The 17,230-nt window shown below is 66.8% G+C and carries 14 protein-coding genes; 12 read left to right on the top strand and 2 right to left on the bottom strand.

Translation table 11 applies throughout. From position 1 onward, the window contains the following. Positions 1–21: 21 nt before the first annotated feature. From OK015_RS23360 to OK015_RS23340, 5 genes are all read left to right on the top strand, one after another. The gene (locus tag OK015_RS23360) at positions 22–888 is read left to right on the top strand and encodes a cyclopropane mycolic acid synthase family methyltransferase (RefSeq protein WP_268126521.1); all 867 of its coding nucleotides are present in this window, start codon (positions 22–24) and stop codon (positions 886–888) included. A gap of 78 nt (positions 889–966) precedes the next feature. Continuing rightward, positions 967–1,899 carry a TIGR03619 family F420-dependent LLM class oxidoreductase gene (locus tag OK015_RS23355; RefSeq protein WP_268126520.1) on the top strand — a complete coding sequence of 311 codons (933 nt, stop codon included), beginning with the start codon at positions 967–969 and terminating at the stop codon, positions 1,897–1,899. Between the two features lie 7 nt (positions 1,900–1,906). Then, positions 1,907–2,311, top strand: coding sequence for a (deoxy)nucleoside triphosphate pyrophosphohydrolase (locus OK015_RS23350; RefSeq protein WP_268126518.1), 405 nt, complete (start codon positions 1,907–1,909; stop codon positions 2,309–2,311). Positions 2,312–2,413: 102 nt separating this feature from the next. Further along, complete coding sequence (gene typA, locus OK015_RS23345) at positions 2,414–4,303, top strand: translational GTPase TypA (RefSeq protein ID WP_268126516.1); 1,890 nt, start codon at positions 2,414–2,416, stop codon at positions 4,301–4,303. 61 nt (positions 4,304–4,364) lie between these two features. Beyond that, positions 4,365–6,263 carry an ABC transporter family substrate-binding protein gene (locus OK015_RS23340; protein ID WP_268133024.1) on the top strand — a complete coding sequence of 633 codons (1,899 nt, stop codon included), beginning with the start codon at positions 4,365–4,367 and terminating at the stop codon, positions 6,261–6,263. A gap of 19 nt (positions 6,264–6,282) precedes the next feature. On the opposite strand, the gene OK015_RS23335 is transcribed toward OK015_RS23340, so the two are convergent. Next, on the bottom strand, positions 6,283–6,897 hold the full coding sequence (locus tag OK015_RS23335) for a TetR/AcrR family transcriptional regulator (protein WP_268126514.1): 615 nt from the start codon (positions 6,895–6,897) through the stop codon (positions 6,283–6,285). Positions 6,898–6,991: 94 nt separating this feature from the next. Between OK015_RS23335 and mshB the strand changes: the two genes are divergently transcribed. From mshB to OK015_RS23320, 3 genes are all read left to right on the top strand, one after another. Next, positions 6,992–7,906 (top strand): N-acetyl-1-D-myo-inositol-2-amino-2-deoxy-alpha-D-glucopyranoside deacetylase, encoded by a 915-nt coding sequence (gene mshB, locus OK015_RS23330; protein ID WP_268126511.1) that lies wholly within the window; start codon positions 6,992–6,994, stop codon positions 7,904–7,906. 92 nt (positions 7,907–7,998) lie between these two features. After that, the gene (locus OK015_RS23325; RefSeq protein ID WP_268126509.1) at positions 7,999–8,463 is read left to right on the top strand and encodes a hypothetical protein; all 465 of its coding nucleotides are present in this window, start codon (positions 7,999–8,001) and stop codon (positions 8,461–8,463) included. A gap of 61 nt (positions 8,464–8,524) precedes the next feature. Beyond that, positions 8,525–11,152: a bifunctional FO biosynthesis protein CofGH gene (locus tag OK015_RS23320; RefSeq protein WP_268126507.1), complete on the top strand. Its 2,628-nt coding sequence runs from the start codon at positions 8,525–8,527 to the stop codon at positions 11,150–11,152. A gap of 82 nt (positions 11,153–11,234) precedes the next feature. Here OK015_RS23320 and OK015_RS23315 read toward each other — a convergent pair whose 3' ends face one another. Beyond that, positions 11,235–11,567, bottom strand: a complete 333-nt coding sequence (locus tag OK015_RS23315; RefSeq protein WP_268133022.1) for a hemophore-related protein — start codon at positions 11,565–11,567, stop codon at positions 11,235–11,237. Between the two features lie 436 nt (positions 11,568–12,003). On the opposite strand from OK015_RS23315, the gene fdxA reads away from it, so the two are divergent. From fdxA to OK015_RS23295, 4 genes are read left to right on the top strand one after another with little or no spacing between them, the layout of a single operon-like run. Then, positions 12,004–12,330, top strand: coding sequence for a ferredoxin (gene fdxA, locus OK015_RS23310; RefSeq protein WP_268126505.1), 327 nt, complete (start codon positions 12,004–12,006; stop codon positions 12,328–12,330). Positions 12,331–12,372: 42 nt separating this feature from the next. Next, positions 12,373–13,473 carry a succinyldiaminopimelate transaminase gene (dapC, locus tag OK015_RS23305; RefSeq protein ID WP_268133021.1) on the top strand — a complete coding sequence of 367 codons (1,101 nt, stop codon included), beginning with the start codon at positions 12,373–12,375 and terminating at the stop codon, positions 13,471–13,473. A gap of 50 nt (positions 13,474–13,523) precedes the next feature. Beyond that, a complete protein-coding gene (locus OK015_RS23300) occupies positions 13,524–15,962 on the top strand; it encodes an amino acid permease (RefSeq protein WP_442791150.1) in 2,439 nt (812 codons plus the stop codon). Continuing rightward, positions 15,959–17,215: an alpha/beta hydrolase gene (locus OK015_RS23295; RefSeq protein WP_268126501.1), complete on the top strand. Its 1,257-nt coding sequence runs from the start codon at positions 15,959–15,961 to the stop codon at positions 17,213–17,215. The genes OK015_RS23300 and OK015_RS23295 overlap by 4 nt, the downstream gene beginning before the upstream one ends. Positions 17,216–17,230 lie beyond the last annotated feature (15 nt).

Raw genomic sequence — 17,230 nt, 5'->3', positions numbered from 1 at the left:
CTAGAAAGGCGGGGAGCCGCCATGCCTGAGAAGCTGACGCCGCACTTCGAGGAAGTGCAGGCACACTACGACTTGTCCGACGACTTCTTCCGGCTGTTCCTCGACCCCACGATGACCTACAGCTGCGCCTATTTCGATCGGCTGCGCGACATCACCCTCGAAGAGGCGCAGATCCGCAAGGTGGACCTGTCACTGGGCAAGCTGGGTCTGCGGCCCGGTATGACTTTGCTCGAGGTCGGCTGCGGCTGGGGCAGCACGATTCGCCGCGCGGTCGACAAGTACGACGTGAACGTCATCGGCTTGACGTTGTCGGAGCACCAGGCCGCCCACGTGCGAAAGCTCCTCGACGACATGGACACCACGCGCAGCAGGCGAGTGCTGCTGCAAGGCTGGGAGCAGTTCGACGAACCCGTCGACCGGATCGTCTCCATCGGGGCGTTCGAGCATTTCGGCTACGACCGTTACGACGATTTCTTCGAGCTGGCCTACCGCATCCTGCCCGGCGACGGGGTGATGATGCTGCACACGATCACCATGCTGACGCCGCAGCAGATGGTCGAACGCGGCCTGCCGATGACCGAAGAGTTGAGCAGCTTCACCGAGTTCATCGGCACCGAGATCTTCCCCGGCGGCCAGTTGCCGCCGATCGAGATGGTCGAGTTCCACGCCTCGAAGGCCGGATTCAACCTGAGCCGTCGGCAGTCGCTACAGCTGCATTACGCGAGGACGCTCGACCGCTGGGCCCTGGCCTTGGAAGAACACCACAGTGAGGCCGTCAGGATTCAGTCCGAAGAGGTCTACCAGCGATACATGAAGTACCTGACCGGCTGCGCCCGAGCATTCCGGGCAGGCTACATCGACGTCAACCAGTTCACGCTGCGCAAGTAGCTTTCGCGTCACCGATCGCGGGTTGTCGACCGTCGACGCGGTCGGCGGCCGGCAGGTGCCGATCGGTTAACCTGCCGCATGGCCCCGATACAGCTCTCGATGGGAATCCCCTCGTTTTCGGCCGAGGCGCCGGCCAGCTGGGAGCACCTCACCGACTGGGCGCACGTGCTGGAGGGCAGCGGGTTCGACCGCGTGCTCGTTTCCGAGCACATCGCGTTCGGCATGCACATGGACGCGTACGCCGACCCCGGGGTGGGAGGAACGGCCGGCGGCCGCCAGCCCACCGGGCCGGACGGGCACTGGTTGGAGCCGCTCACCGTGCTGACCTACCTCGCGGCGCGCACCGAACGCATCCGGTTGGGCACCAACATCCTGCTCGCTGCGCTGCGCCCCGCCGCCGTTCTCGCGAAAACCGTTGCCACGCTGGATGTTTTATCGGGTGGCCGGGTCGACCTCGGGGTGGGCGTCGGCTGGCAGCGCGAGGAATACGACGTGGTAGGAGTCGATTTCGGCAAGCGCGGGGCCATCCTGGATCAAACGCTCGAGGTGTGCACCCGGTTGTGGCGGGAGGACGAGGTCAGCTACGCCTCGCCAGGGCTGACCTTCGATCGGATCCACATGATGCCCAAACCGCTGCAGCCCGGGGGAGTGCCGATTTGGGTGAGTGGGACGGTCAATCGTGCGGTCGCCCGCAGGCTGGCGCAGTTCGGAAAGTATTGGATCCCTTGGGGTCAGGACGCCCGCGACATCGCCGACGGAATCGGCCGGATGCGCGCGGCGGTCGAAAGTGCCGGCGGGGACCCGCATGGGTTCGGCATCACCGGCTCACTGCGAGTACCGGCCGACGCCGACGACCGACCGGATCTGGCTGCTGTTGCCGCGGACGCGGCCGCTCAGGCGAAAGCAGGCGTCACGGACTTGAGGTTGACGCGCTGGCCGGCGCGCTTCGGGAACGCAGAACGCGATCTGCGCGCGTTCGTCGAAGCGGTTCGGGGCGCAGTGGGCGGCTGACCCAGCCATGCCGACCCAGTTCGTCGTCGCCGGGGCCGTCATCCGTGATTCCACCGTCTTGGTCGCGCAACGCGTCCGGCCGCCGGAGTTGGCCGGCCGCTGGGAACTCCCCGGCGGTAAGGTCGCGCCCGGCGAAACCGAGCCGGAGGCTCTGGCCCGCGAACTGGCCGAGGAGTTGGGTCTCGACGTCGGTGACGTCGCGGTGCGGGATCGGCTCGGCGATGACATATCGCTGAACGACACCACGACGCTGCGGGCGTACCGGGTGCAGCTGATCCGCGGCGAGCCCCACCCGCACGACCATCGGGCGCTGCGCTGGGTGACGGCGGAAGAACTGGCCGACATCGACTGGGTGCCCGCAGATCGCGGGTGGCTGGCAGATCTGGCTGCAACGCTTTCGACGGCCTCGTAAAGACCTTCGTCGCACCGTTGTCCGCGGGCTCCTAGCGGCGCTGTCCTCCCGGTGAACTGCTCAGTTCGCCATTGGTGGGTCCCCACTGCCACAATCACCGTCGTGCCATTCCGCAATGTCGCCATCGTCGCGCACGTCGACCACGGCAAAACCACCCTTGTCGACGCCATGCTGCGGCAGTCCGGCGCCCTGACTCACCGCGGCGACGACACCCAGGAACGCATCATGGACAGCGGCGACCTGGAAAAGGAAAAAGGCATCACCATCCTGGCCAAGAACACCGCCGTGCACCGGCACAACCCCGACGGCACGGTGACGGTCATCAATGTGATCGACACCCCCGGGCACGCCGACTTCGGCGGCGAGGTGGAGCGCGGGCTGTCCATGGTGGACGGGGTGTTGCTGCTGGTCGACGCGTCCGAAGGCCCACTGCCGCAGACCCGCTTCGTGCTGCGCAAGGCTTTGACCGCGCATCTTCCGGTGATCCTCGTCGTCAATAAGACAGATCGGCCCGACGCGCGCATCGCCGAAGTCGTCGAGGCCAGCCACGACCTGCTGCTCGACGTCGCGTCAGATCTCGACGACGAGGCGGCCGCGGCCGCCGAGCACGCGCTGGGCCTGCCGACGCTGTATGCGTCCGGGCGCGCCGGCATCGCCAGCACCGAACAGCCCGCCGACGGTGAGGTGCCCGCGGGCGACAACCTGGACCCGCTGTTCGACGTGCTGATGGAGCACATCCCGCCGCCGCTCGGGGACCCCGAGGCGCCGCTGCAGGCGCTGGTGACCAACCTGGACGCGTCGGCGTTCCTCGGCCGGCTCGCGCTGATCCGCATCTACAACGGCAAGCTGCGCAAGGGCCAGCAGGTCGCCTGGATGCGCGAGGTCGACGCGGTGCCCGTCATCACCAACGCCAAGATCACCGAGCTGCTGGCCACCGAAGGCGTCGACCGCACTCCCACCGACGAGGCGATCGCCGGCGACATCGTGGCCGTTGCGGGGTTACCCGAGATCATGATCGGCGACACGCTGGCCGACCCCGATCACGCCCATGCGCTGCCGCGCATCCACGTCGACGAACCCGCCATCTCGGTAACCATCGGCACCAACACCTCACCGCTGGCGGGCAAGGTGTCCGGTCACAAACTGACCGCGCGAATGGTGCGCAACCGGCTGGACACCGAGTTGGTCGGCAACGTGTCGATCCGAGTGGTCGACATCGGCCGGCCGGATGCCTGGGAGGTGCAAGGCCGCGGCGAGCTCGCCCTGGCCGTGCTGGTCGAACAGATGCGCCGGGAAGGCTTCGAGCTCACGGTCGGAAAACCGCAAGTGGTCACCAAGACCATCGACGGCAAGCTGCATGAGCCGTTCGAGGCGATAACCATCGACTGCCCCGACGAATTCGTCGGCGCCATCACCCAATTGATGGCCGGCCGCAAGGGCCGCATGGAGGAAATGGCCAACCACGCGGCCGGCTGGGTGCGGATGGACTTCATCGTTCCCAGCCGCGGCCTGATCGGCTTCCGCACCGACTTCCTCACCCTGACCCGCGGCACGGGCATCGCCAATGCGGTGTTCGACGGTTACCGGCCGTGGGCCGGCGAGATCCGGGCGCGGCACACCGGGTCGCTGGTGTCCGACCGGGCCGGCAGCATCACGCCGTTCGCGATGATCCAGCTCGCCGACCGCGGCCAGTTCTTCGTCGAGCCCGGCCAGGACACTTACGAGGGGATGGTCGTCGGCATCAACCCGCGTGCCGAGGATCTCGACATCAACATCACGCGGGAGAAGAAGCTGACCAATATGCGCTCCTCGACCGCTGACGTCATCGAGACGCTGGCTCGTCCGCTGGAACTCGACCTGGAGCAGGCCATGGAGTTCTGCGCATCCGACGAGTGCGTCGAGGTGACTCCGGAGATCGTCCGGGTCCGCAAGGTCGAGCTGGATGCCACCTCCCGAGCGCGGAGTAAGGCGCGAGAAAAGGCCCGGGGTTAGCTAGGTGGCCCGCGTCGCCCGCGGGATTGGCCGAGCCACCGGACAGGCGGTCGATACCCTGATGGTCGTGCTGCACCGAGCCCGCCACGTTCTGCTGATGGTCGGCGTGGTGCTCGCACTGGTGGGGCTGACGCTGGCGGCCTGCACCGTCAGCCCGCCGCCGGCGCCGCAAAGCACCGATACGCCGCACAACGCGCCACCGCCACCGCAGCGCATCACCCAGATCATCATGGGCATCGACTCGATCGGCGCGGGGTTCAACCCGCATCTGCTTTCCGATCTGTCTCCGGTCAACGCGGCGATCAGTGCTCTGGTGTTGCCCAGCGCATTTCGGCCGGTGCCGGATCCCGGCACGCCCACGGGATCGCGGTGGGAGCTGGACCCGACCCTGCTGGTGTCCGCCGAGGTGACCAACCAGAACCCGTTCACGGTGATCTACAAGATCCGGCCCGAGGCGCAGTGGACCGACAACGCTCCGATCGGCGCCGACGACTTCTGGTACCTGTGGCATCAAATGGTCACTCAGCCCGGGGTGGTCGATCCGGCCGGCTACGACCTGATCACCGGCGTGCAGTCGCTCGAGGGCGGTAAGCAGGCCGTCGTCACGTTCGCGCAGCCGTATCCGGCGTGGAAGGAACTGTTCAGCAATCTGCTGCCGGCGCACATCGTCAAGGACGTGCCGGGTGGTTTCGCCGCCGGCCTGGTCCGATCGCTGACGGTCACCGGCGGGCAGTTCCGGGTGGAAAACATCGATCCGCAGCGCGACGAGATCCTGATCGCCCGCAACGACCGCTATTGGGGGCCGCCCGCCAAACCCGCCCTGATCCAGTTCCGTCGTGCCGGTGCGCCGGCGGCGCTGGCCGACTCGGTACGTAACGGCGATACCCAGGTGGCCCAGGTCCACGGTGGCTCGGCATCTTTCGCTCAGCTGTCGGCGATCCCCGACGTGCGGACCGCTCGCATCATGGCACCGCGCGTCATGCAGCTCACACTGCGCGCCAATCAGCCCAAGCTGGCCGACACCCAGGTCCGGAAAGCCATCTTGGGTTTGCTCGACGTCGACCTGCTCGCCGCCGTGGGCGCCGGCAGCGACAACACCATCTCGCTGGACCAGGCACAGATCAGGGCACCCAGCGACCCCGGTTATGAACCCACCGCGCCGCCCGCGATGACCAAACAGGCTGCCCTGGCGTTGTTTTCGGCGGCCGGCTACCAGGTCGAGAACAGCGTGTCGGCGTCACCGACGCCCGATTCCACGCCGCCGCCGACGACAACCGGGCCGCCGGAAGTGATCCGCGGCCGGATCAGCAAGGACGGCAAGCAGCTGTCGCTGGTGATCGGCGTGGCGTCGAACGACCCGACCTCGGTGGCGGTGGCCAACACCGCGGCCGACCAGTTGCGCAACGTCGGCATCGCGGCGTCGGTGGCGGCGCTGGACCCGGTGACGCTGTATCGCGACGCGCTGAACAACAACCAGGTGGACGCCATCGTCGGCTGGCACCAGGCCGGCGGAAACCTTGGCACGCTGCTGGCATCGCGGTACGGCTGCCCCGCATTGGAGGCGACGGCGGTTCCGACCGCCAGTGCGCCGCCGACGACCACATCCGTCGGCACGACCTCATCGGCCGTGCCGGCCAGCACCCCGGTGGCACCCACGCCGACGACGCCCAGCCGTCCGTCTGAGCCCGGCGCGCTGGTGCAGGCGCCGTCGAACCTGACCGGGATCTGCGATCGCAGCATCCAGTCCAACATCGACGCCGCCCTCAACGGCACCAAGAGCATCAACGACGTGATCACCGCGGTGGAGCCGCGGCTGTGGAACATGTCGACCGTGTTGCCGATCCTGCAGGACACCACGATCGTCGGGGCGGGCCCGAGCGTGCAGAACGTCAGCCTCTCGGGTGCCGTGCCGGTCGGCATTGTTGGCGATGCCGGCCAATGGGTGAAAACCGGGCCTTAAAACAGGCCTCGGCGGGGTATCAATCGGCCGCTGTGTCCGATGCTCTGGGCGGGATCACGGTGTCGACGATCAGTGCCAGCTCGCGCCGATTCGGTGGTTCGCCGGTCAACAGGAAGTGGTGGTTGATCAGGGCGGGGCCGATACGCGCGGACAGCGGCGTCAGCGTGGCCGGGTCGATGTCGCCGGCCTCGACGGCGGCGTGCAGGATCGAATCGACGATCGTGAGCCGCGGACCTACTACCGCGTCGGCGAAGATGGCGCGCATCTCGGGTTCGTGCAGCAGCTGGTGAATGATGTCCAGGCGGGGAAAAGCGGTCTTGCCCGCCAACAGGTCGCGGTGAGCGGTGAACACCGTCAGGAGGGTGTCGCGCGCCGAGCGGCCGGACCGCGGTTCGGGCAGCGACGGCAGCGCGAAGACCAGCGCGGCATGTACCAGGTCGTGCTTGCTGCACCAGCGCCGGTACAGCGCGGCCTTGCCGGTCTGGGCGCGGGCCGCGATTCCTTCCATCGTCACCCCGCCGTAGCCGACCTCGGCCAGCTCGGCCAACGTCGCCTGGTAGAGCGCGCGCTCGAGCACCTCGCCCCGCCGACGGCTGCGGATACCGCTCGCCGTTGTTTCGGTGGCGTGCGGCATCTGTCGATAGTAGGCGTCGGCGTTCCTATTTGGCGCACCCCGGCGCGACCTGACGCCCGAGATTGCCGGGTGGGCTGCGGGTAGGGTGCCGACCATGCCCGAGACTGCCCGGCTGTTGTTCGTCCACGCGCATCCCGATGACGAGAGCCTCAGCAACGGCGCCACGATCGCGTATTACGCCGGGCGCGGGGCCCAGGTGAGCGTCGTTACCTGCACGCTCGGCGAGGAGGGCGAGATCATCGGCGACCGCTGGGCCGGGCTCGCGTTCGATCAGGCCGACCAGCTCGGTGGCTACCGAATCGGCGAACTCACCGCGGCATTGCAGGCCTTGGGCATCGGCGCACCGATCTATCTCGGCGGCGCGGGACGCTGGCGCGACTCGGGCATGGTCGGCACCGAGAAGCGGCGCCGGGAGCGATTCATCGACGCCGACGAACGCGAGGCCGTCGGGGCGCTGGTCGCCATCATTCGCCGGCTGCGCCCGCACGTCGTCGTCACCTACGACCCCAACGGCGGATACGGGCATCCCGACCACATCCAGGCTCACACCGTCACCACCGCCGCGGTCGCGGCGGCCGGCTCCGAATCCGCCGCCGACGACTACCCCGGCGAGCCGTGGGCGGTGCCGAAGTTCTATTGGACGGTGCTCGCAGCCAACGCGTTCCTGGCCGGATGGCAGGCCCTGGACCGCGACGACCTCCTGCCCGGCTGGGCGATCCCGTCCCAAGCGGAATTCGGCTTTGGGTACTCCGACGACGCTATCGACGCTGTCGTGGCGACTGGACCGGATGCGTTGGCCGCCAAGGTGTCAGCGCTGGCCGCGCACGCCACGCAGGTGGTCGTCGGTCCGACCGGGCGGGCCTGCGCCCTGTCGAACAACATGGCGCTGCCGATTCTCGGCGAGGAGCACTACGTGTTGGTCGCCGGCTCCGCCGGGGATCGCGATGGGCGTGGCTGGGAAACCGATCTGCTCGCGGGACTAGATCTAGGCGGCGCCTCGACGCGGTAGGCTGCCGAAGAGGCAGCCACGGAAGGAATTCACATGGACCCCGACCTGGACCCTAACCTGCAGCACTGGCAGGACCGACTCGACAGCCTGCAGTGGGTTATCGGCTCCATTCTGTCCAACGTCGACAGCGTCCCGACCTGACTGAAACGAAGCCACGCGCCGCGTTTGTCGAGGATGCCGGCGCGACAGACCCCGCTATTCGCGTCGTGGTGTTGGCACTGTTGGCGGTCGACGGGGTCATATCCGCACTAGCCGGGGCTCTGCTGCTGCCTTTCTATATCGGCACGATTCCGTTTCCGATCAGCGGATTGATCAGTGGATTGGTCAACGCGGCCCTGGTCTGGGCCGCCGGCCGATGGACGCGGTCGGCGCGAGTGGCGGCGCTGCCGCTGTGGACGTGGCTGCTCACCGTGGCGGTAATCAGCATGGGTGGTCCCGCCGACGACATCATCTTGGGAGGTAGCGGGCTGATGGCCTACGGCGCCCTGGTGCTGATCGCACTGGGGGTGACACCGCCGTTATTGGTGATGTGGCGGCGCGGCCACCACCACGGCTGACGCCTACCGGCCTGGCGCTACTGTTGCGCATGAGCCACCCGCTATGGACGCCGAAATTTAGATGTTGGGACACGCGGATGAAATTCGATCGTGGGGAAGTTACACCAAGGTGCCAGTGACACCGAGGCCTCCGGGCCAGGAGCCCACCGCTCTGCCGAATCCTGTCGTTGCGCCTAAGGCAAGCGCGTCTGCCTTGCGGCGCGTACTGCGCCGGGCCCGTGACGGTGTCGCCCTCAACGTCGACGAGGCGGCTCTGGCGATGACCGCGCGCGGTGCCGACCTCGCCGACTTGTGTGCGAGCGCGGCGCGGGTGCGCGATGCGGGACTGGAGTCGGCAGGCAGGCGCGGCGCCGGTGGACGGTTGCCGATCGCCTATTCGCGCAAGGTATTCATCCCCGTCACCCATCTCTGCCGGGACAACTGCCATTACTGCACGTTTGTCACCGTGCCGGGCAAACTTCGTGCCCGGGGCGCCGGCATGTATCTGGAGCCCGACGAGATCCTCGACATCGCCCGGCGGGGCGCCGAACTCGGTTGCAAGGAAGCGCTATTCACCCTGGGCGATCGGCCGGAGGACCGTTGGCCCGAGGCCCGCGAATGGCTGGGTGAGCGCGGCTACGACTCGACACTGGCCTATGTGCGCGCGATGGCGATCCGGGTGCTGGAGGAAACCGGGCTGTTGCCGCACCTGAATCCGGGCGTGATGAGCTGGTCGGAAATGTCGCTACTCAAGCCGGTGGCGCCTTCGATGGGCATGATGCTGGAGACGACGTCGCGGCGGCTTTTCGAGACGAAAGGGCTTGCGCACTACGGCAGCCCGGACAAAGACCCGGCGGTGCGGCTGCGAGCGCTGACCGATGCGGGCCGGCTGTCGATTCCGTTCACCACCGGTCTGCTGGTCGGCATCGGGGAGACACTCGCCGAACGCGCCGATACCTTGCACGCGATTCGCAAGTCGCACAAGGAATTCGGTCATGTTCAAGAAGTGATCGTGCAGAACTTCCGGGCCAAGCAACACACCGCGATGGCCAGCGTCCCCGACGCCGGGATCGACGATTACCTGGCGACGATCGCGGTGGCGCGCTTGGTGCTCGGTCCGGGCATGCGTATCCAGGCGCCGCCGAATCTGGTTTCCCGCGAGGAGTGCCTGGCGCTGGTCGCCGCGGGAGTCGATGACTGGGGCGGGGTTTCACCGCTGACGCCCGACCACGTCAACCCGGAACGGCCGTGGCCTGCGTTGGATGAGCTGGCCGCCGTGACCCGCGAGGCGGGATTCGACTTGGTGCAGCGGTTGACCGCGCAGCCCAAATACGTGCAAGCGGGTGCGGCGTGGATCGACCCGCGGGTGCGCGGTCATGTGATGGCGCTGGCTGATCCGGCGAGCGGCCTGGCTCGCGACGTCGACCCCACCGGCATGCCGTGGCAGGAGCCCGACGACGCGCAGTCGACCGGTCGGGTCGATCTCAATGCCGCGATCGACACCCAGGGGCGCAACAGCGAAGCGCGCAGCGATCTCGACAGTGCTTTCGGCGACTGGGAATCCATCCGCTCGCGCGTGCACGAGCTGGCTGCCGCGGCCCCCGAACGCATCGATACCGACGTGCTGGCCGCACTGCGCTCGGCCGAACGCGACCCCGCCGGCTGCACCGACGACGAGTACCTGGCGTTGGCGACGGCCGACGGCCCGGCATTGGAAGCGGTTGCCGCACTGGCAGATTCACTGCGTCGCGACACCGTCGGTGACGACGTGACCTTCGTGGTGAACCGCAACATCAACTTCACCAACATCTGTTACACGGGATGCCGATTCTGCGCTTTCGCGCAGCGCAAGGGTGACGCAGACGCGTATTCGCTGTCCGCGGCCGAGGTGGCCGAGCGCGCCTGGGAGGCGCACGTCGAAGGCGCCACCGAGGTGTGCATGCAGGGCGGCATCGACCCCGAGCTGCCGGTCACCGGTTACGCCGACCTGGTGCGCGCCGTCAAGGCCCGGGTCCCGTCGATGCACGTGCATGCGTTTTCCCCGATGGAGATCGCCAACGGCGTGACCAAGAGCGGGTTAAGCGTTCGCGAATGGCTGATCAGCCTGCGCGAGGCCGGGCTGGGAACCATTCCGGGCACCGCCGCCGAGATCCTCGACGACGAGGTGCGCTGGGTCCTCACCAAGGGCAAGTTGCCCACGTCGATGTGGATCGACATCGTCAGCACCGCGCACGAGGTGGGGCTGCGGTCGTCATCGACGATGATGTACGGGCACGTCGACAGTCCGCGGCACTGGGTCGGCCATCTCAACGTGCTGCGCGAAATCCAGGACCGCACTGGCGGTTTCACCGAATTCGTGCCATTGCCGTTCGTGCACCAGAGCTCGCCGTTGTATCTGGCCGGCGCGGCCCGTCCGGGTCCTACCCATCGCGACAACCGGGCCGTACACGCGTTGGCTCGAATCATGTTGCACGGGCGCATCTCCCAGATTCAGACCAGCTGGGTCAAGCTCGGCATCGAGCGCACCCAGGTGATGCTCAACGGCGGCGCCAACGACCTGGGTGGCACGCTGATGGAGGAGACCATCTCGCGGATGGCCGGCTCCGAGCACGGGTCGGCGAAGACGGTGGCCGAGCTGATCGCGATCGCCGAGGGCATCGGCCGCCCGGCGCGTCAACGCAGTACCGACTACAGCCCGCTGGCCGCGTAACCGCGCTTGTCTGTCGGAGGCCTCGCGTATCGCCCGCCGCCGACGCGGCTCAGCTCAGCGGTTACTGAGCTGAGCCGTTGGCTCAGTAGTTGTTACAGACAACCGCGACTTGCTGGATGGTGTTGAAGTACTTCGCGGCCACGGGCGATTGCTGCATCTCCGCGGCCATCTGTGCGCGCTTGGGCGGCGGCGAGGCGAGGAACCGCTGAATGTAGCTCTGCGCGAATGGCGAACTGTTCAACTGCTGGGCGGTTGCCGGATCCGTCGCATTGAGTGCCGCCATCACCTGCCCGTAGTTGCAGGTGGTGTTGACGATCGGATCCAGCGGGTCTGCCGAGGCAACCCCCGCCGCGGCGCTGAGCGCCACTGCCGCACCACCGACCGCGGCTGCCAGTTTGCTTAGCGACAGCGTCATCATGCTTGGACACCTTCCCCGGATTTATGCACCGCCAACGACGGCTACGTGGTCAGCCCGAACGGCTGCCGTCTCGGACGAGATTACCAGCCGCTGCGGGCGTTCTTTTGTTTCACGGTTATTCGTAGCCGCCGCCCCAGATGTAACTATCGGCAGATCAACGCATGGGTGATGTTCGTCACATGGACACGACGTTGGGCGAATACCGCTCGGCGATCTCGTCGACGCCTTCGAATGGTGGGTGCGGCGACCTGCGCGACTGCGAGACTGACCGTATGAAACCTGGCAATCATCCGGGCGTGCCAGTGGTTGACGTGTATGTGCAACGTCTAGTATCAGTAACCGAAAGCTTTGCTTACGCGGCCGGGAGCGCCGCGGCGAGGCGAACAGCAGCCCACACTGAGCAGTCAAAAGAGAAAACGTTGAGGAGACGTCCGTGACGTACACGATCGCCCAACCCTGCGTCGACATCAAGGACAAGGCGTGCATCGAGGAGTGCCCCGTCGACTGCATCTACGAGGGCGCGCGGATGCTGTTCATCCACCCCGACGAATGCGTGGACTGCGGGGCCTGCGAACCGGTATGCCCAGTGGAAGCGATCTACTACGAAGACGATGTGCCGGAACAGTGGAGCCAGTACACACAGATCAACGCCGACTTTTTTGTCGACCTGGGTTCGCCCGGGGGCGCGGCCAAGGTCGGGATGACCGAGAATGATCCGCAAGCGGTCAAGGATCTGCCGCCGCAGGGCGAAGGAGACTAAGGGGGAGCAGTGCTGCAGGAGCCCAGGCGGGGCCGACCTGCCGTGTCGGCATCCCTGCCGGAGTTTCCCTGGGACACCCTGGCCGAGGCGAAAGCGCTGGCCGGGAGTCATCCGGACGGCGTCGTCGACCTGTCCATCGGTACCCCGGTAGATCCGGTCGCGCCGGTGATCCAAGAGGCGCTGGCGGCCGCCAGCGCCTCGCCTGGATATCCCGCCACCCACGGCACTCCCCAGCTGCGTGAATCGGCGGTCGCGGCGCTGGGCCGCCGGTTCGGCATCACCGGGCTCGCCGAGGCTGCGGTGTTGCCCGTGCTCGGCAGCAAGGAACTCATCGCCTGGCTACCGACCCTGCTGGGGCTTGGCCCCGCGGACGCCGTCGTGGTTCCCGAGCTGGCCTATCCCACCTACGACGTCGGCGCCCGGCTGGCCGGTGCGCAGGTGGTCCGCGCGGATTCACTGACCCAACTGGGTCCGCAATCGCCGGCACTGGTCTACCTGAACTCGCCGAGCAATCCCACCGGACGGGTCCTGGGCCTCGATCATCTGCGCAAGGTCATCGGGTGGGCGCGGGAACGCGGTGTCGTGGTGGCTTCCGACGAGTGCTATCTGGGGCTGGGCTGGGAGGCCGAGCCGCTGTCGGTGTTGCATCCGGCGGTCTGCGGCGGCGACCACACCGGACTACTGGCCGTGCATTCGCTGTCGAAGAGTTCGTCGCTGGCGGGGTACCGGGCCGGCTTCGTCGCCGGAGACCCCGGCCTGGTCGCCGAGTTGCTGGCGGTGCGCAAGCACGCCGGCATGATCGTGCCGACACCGGTGCAGTCCGCCATGGTCGCGGCACTCGACGACGACGATCACGAGAAGGTGCAGCGCGAGTGCTACGCGCGCCGCCGGGCCGTCCTCGCTCCGGCGCTGCGCGCGGCGGGTTTCGCCATCGACGATTCCGAAGCCGGACTGTATCTGTGGGCGACCCGCGGTGAGCCCTCGCGCGACAGCGTCGGGTGGTTGGCCGGCCGGGGCATCCTGGTGGCGCCCGGCGAGTTCTACGGGCCGCGCGGCGGGCAGCATGTGCGAGTCGCCCTGACCGCGACCGACGAGCGCATCGAAGCTGCGGTGCGGCGGCTTACCCCGCCGCCCGCGCGCTGATTTCGGGAAATCCAGCATCCGGTCGGCCCCGCAGTGGCTGAACCGGCAGAATGCATCGAAGGCATCACCCAACCGCTCGCTCTCGGGTAAGGAATGTTGTCGTGACAACTTCGGCTAGCAAACTGCGCATCCCGCTGTCGCTCGAGGACATCGCCAAGCGCCTCTTTCTGGGTAAGCCGCTGATCACCGAGAGCCTGTCGAGCGAAAGATTGTCGAATCCGGTTGCGCTGGGTGCGCTTTCGCCCGACGCGATCTCGTCGACGGCCTACGGTCCCGAGCAGATCCTGATCGAGCTGTTGCCGGCGGCGGGGCTGGCAGCCTTTGCCTTGTTGCTTCCGATCACCGGCGTCATCCTGCTGATCCTGGTGTTGGTGACCGCGTCGTATCGGCAGGTCGTGATGACCTACACCCGCGCCGGCGGGTCTTACATCGTGGCGCGGGAAAATTTCGGACCGCGGGTAGCCCAGGTCGCCGCGGCCGCGTTGTTGATCGACTACGTGGTCACGGTCGCGGTGCAGTCGGCGGCCGGGACGGTGGCGGTGGTGTCGGCCATCCCGGCGTTGGGGCCGCACAGCCTGCAAATCACGGTGGGCGTCGTGCTGTTCATCTGCTTTGCGAACCTGCGCGGACTGAAGGAAGCGGGATTGCCGTTCGCGCTGGCCACTTACTTCTTCATCGTCATGGTCGGTCTGACCATCGTGGTCGGCGTCGTACGGGTGATCATGGGCGATCTACCCGTCTACGACCCCGCGCACATGCCCGGAGCGGTGCCGGTGCACAAGGCCGATGGCTTGGTGATGGGCGCGACGGTTTTGACGTTGCTGCGCTCCTTTGCCAACGGGGGTTCGTCGCTGACCGGGGTCGAGGCGATTTCCAATACCGTCGACGTATTCCGAAAGCCACAGGGCGTCAACGCGCGCCGAGTACTCACGACGATGGCGACCGTCCTTGGACTCCTGCTGGCCGGAGTCGCTTATCTGGCGTATGCCACCCACGCAACGCCGTACGAGAGTGAGTATCCGTCGGTGCTGTCACAGATCGCCCGCGCGGTCTTCGGCGGCGGCACAGTCGGCAACGTCTTCTACATTCTGGTCCAGGCGGCAACAGCGGCAATTCTTTTCACGGGTGCGAATACCAGTTTCAACGGTTTCCCGGCGTTGGCGAGTTTCGTTGCCGAAGACCGCTTTCTGCCCCGGCAGCTGATGAAACGTGGTCACCGCCTGGTGTTTTCGAATGGCATCATCGCGCTGACCGCACTGTCGGTGGTGTTGCTGCTGACCACGGGCGGCTCGGTCAACGCGCTGGTGCCGTTCTATGCGATCGGCGTGTTCACCGGATTTTCGATGGCCGGTTACGGCATGACCAAACATCATCTGACCCACCGGGAACCCGGCTGGCAAGGCCGGTTGGCGATCAATCTCTCCGCGGGAATCCTGTCCACGGTCGTGGTCGCCATCTTCGCGGTGGCGAAGTTCACCGAGGGGGCATGGCTGGTCGTCGTCGTCTTTCCGATACTGGTGTTCCTGCTGATCCGGCTGAATCGCGAATACCGGGCCGAGGCCGCAATTCTCGAGATGTTCCGCACTGACCGGCCCGATTTGGTGAAGTATGCCCGGCACAAGGTGTTTGTGTTCGTGAACTCGGTGGACCTCGCGGTTGTCGAAGCGCTGCGCTACGGAAAAGGACTGCGGGCCGACGAAATGATCGCGGTGCACTTCATGGTCGACGCGGCCCTGGCCGGACAGATACGAAAGCGTTGGGATCACTTCGAACTCGACACCCGGCTGCGGGTGGTGGACTGCCCGGACCGGCGAATCATCCGGGCCGCGCAACTGTTTGTCGCCAGGGCGCGCGACGAACATCGGGACACCAACGTGACGGTGCTGTTGCCACGCCGCACGTATAACCCGTTGATGAGCCGGCTGCTGCACGACCGCACTGCGGACAAGATAGCCCGGGCGGTCAGCATGATTCCGGATGCCGCGGCGACGATCGTTCCTTACGACGTCCAAACGCGAATCGAGGAGGCATACCCGGAACGCTTCGAGCAACGGATCGCGCGCGAACTCGAGAAATTTGGCGAACGGGTTACCCGGGGTGAAGACCAGGACCTCGAAGCCTACGAGCATCCCGATCCGTCGCGTTCGGTGATCACCGTCGCGGGGCTGATTCCGGGCACCCGCGCCACCTTCGAAGGACGGGTCAACGAGGTCGAGGACATCACCAGGGGCAAGCGCACCCTGCGGGCGATCGTCGTCGGCGACCACAGCGGCGAGATCGCCATAACGTTCCGGCCCGGCCACGGTGGCGCCGACATCCAGCCCGGTCAGCTGCTGCGGATCATCGGCAAGCCCAAGCAGACCGGCAACCGGCCGCTATCGATGTTGGACCCGGCCTATCACATCATCGAAGACCCGGCGAAGGCCGCCAGGCCCGGGCCGGCACAACCAGCAACACCTAACTTTGGCCAACGGAAGGGACAGCAGTGAAGCGATTGGCAGCCGTCTTGGCGTCCATAGCGAGTGTCGCTTTCACCGCCAACGGCTACCGGCCGTTGTCCAAGGGTGGATACGGCTCGGTGTTCGCATTCATCTACGGCGTGTTCGCTTCGGAACTTCCACTCCAAAGCCTCGGCGTCCAGCTCACCGCGCTGGCTGCGCTGTCGCGTCGGCTGCCGGCACGAATCCGCGGATTTAGCTGGCTGCTGACGGCGGTGTCCGGCCTGGGGCTGCTCGGCCTGCGCCAGTTCGGGCATCGGGCCAACGAACCGCTCACCGCTGCGCTGGACGCGGACCTGGGTCCCGACCGCCGCAAGGAATCGGGTGACCTGTGGAAGCGTCCGGCACCCGGCGGCGCCACCGCGAAGAAGCCCGGTGTGGCGCGCATGCTCCGGGTCTACCGCGACTACACCCACGACGGTGACATCAGCTACGGGGAGTACGGCTCGCGCAATTATCTCGACATCTGGCGGCGGCCCGACCTCGACCGCAACGGCCGGGCTCCGGTGTTGCTGCAGATTCCCGGCGGTGCCTGGATGGTGGGAAACAAACGCGGACAGGCGCATCCGTTGATGAGCCACTTGGCCGAGCTGGGCTGGATCTGCGTGGCGATCAACTACCGGCTGAGTCCCCGCTCTACCTGGCCCGATCACATCGTCGACGTGAAACGCGCGATCGCCTGGACGAAGGAGCACATCGCGGAGTACGGCGGTGATCCGGACTGGATTGCGATCACCGGGGGCTCGGCGGGCGGTCATCTGACGTCGCTGGCCGCACTGACTCCCAACGATCCGCAGTTTCAGCCGGGCTTCGAAGACGCCGACACCCAGGTGGACGTGGCGGTGCCGTTTTACGGCGTCTACGACTTCACCGCGACCGGTGACGCGATACAGCCGCTGATGGTACCGGTGGTGGCCAAGAACGTCTTCAAGCTGAGTCGCGGTGACATCGCCGAGCCGTTCCGTCAGGCCTCGCCGATCACCCACGTCCATCGCGACGCCCCACCGTTCTTCGTGTTGCACGGCACCAACGACTCGTTGGTTCCGGTCGGACAGGCCCGCAGCTTCACGGCCCGACTTCGCGAGGTCAGTCGCCAGCCGGTGGTCTATGCCGAGTTGCCATGGGCGCAGCACGCTTTCGACATTTTCGGGTCCGCCCGCGCGGCACATGCCGCGGTCGCGGTCGAGCAGTTCCTCGCCGAGATGTATGTGCGTCGCCACTCGCTGCGCCAAACCGCGGGCTAGGCCGGTCGCCGCGCG

This window comes from Mycobacterium sp. Aquia_216, assembly GCF_026723865.1.
Classification (GTDB): domain Bacteria; phylum Actinomycetota; class Actinomycetes; order Mycobacteriales; family Mycobacteriaceae; genus Mycobacterium.
This window is presented reverse-complemented; position numbering and strand designations above follow the sequence as displayed.

Bases quoted from the DNA above. Each gene is read 5' to 3' on its own strand.
- OK015_RS23360 (WP_268126521.1), top strand. From the start codon at position 22: ATGCCTGAGAAGCTGACGCCGCACTTCGAGGAAGTGCAGGCACACTAC.
- OK015_RS23355 (WP_268126520.1), top strand. From the start codon at position 967: ATGGCCCCGATACAGCTCTCGATGGGAATCCCCTCGTTTTCGGCCGAG.
- OK015_RS23350 (WP_268126518.1), top strand. From the start codon at position 1,907: ATGCCGACCCAGTTCGTCGTCGCCGGGGCCGTCATCCGTGATTCCACC.
- OK015_RS23340 (WP_268133024.1), top strand. From the start codon at position 4,365: ATGGTCGTGCTGCACCGAGCCCGCCACGTTCTGCTGATGGTCGGCGTG.
- OK015_RS23335 (WP_268126514.1), bottom strand. From the start codon at position 6,897: ATGCCGCACGCCACCGAAACAACGGCGAGCGGTATCCGCAGCCGTCGG.
- mshB (WP_268126511.1), top strand. From the start codon at position 6,992: ATGCCCGAGACTGCCCGGCTGTTGTTCGTCCACGCGCATCCCGATGAC.
- OK015_RS23320 (WP_268126507.1), top strand. From the start codon at position 8,525: ATGTTGGGACACGCGGATGAAATTCGATCGTGGGGAAGTTACACCAAG.
- OK015_RS23315 (WP_268133022.1), bottom strand. From the start codon at position 11,567: ATGACGCTGTCGCTAAGCAAACTGGCAGCCGCGGTCGGTGGTGCGGCA.
- OK015_RS23300 (WP_442791150.1), top strand. From the start codon at position 13,524: ATGCATCGAAGGCATCACCCAACCGCTCGCTCTCGGGTAAGGAATGTT.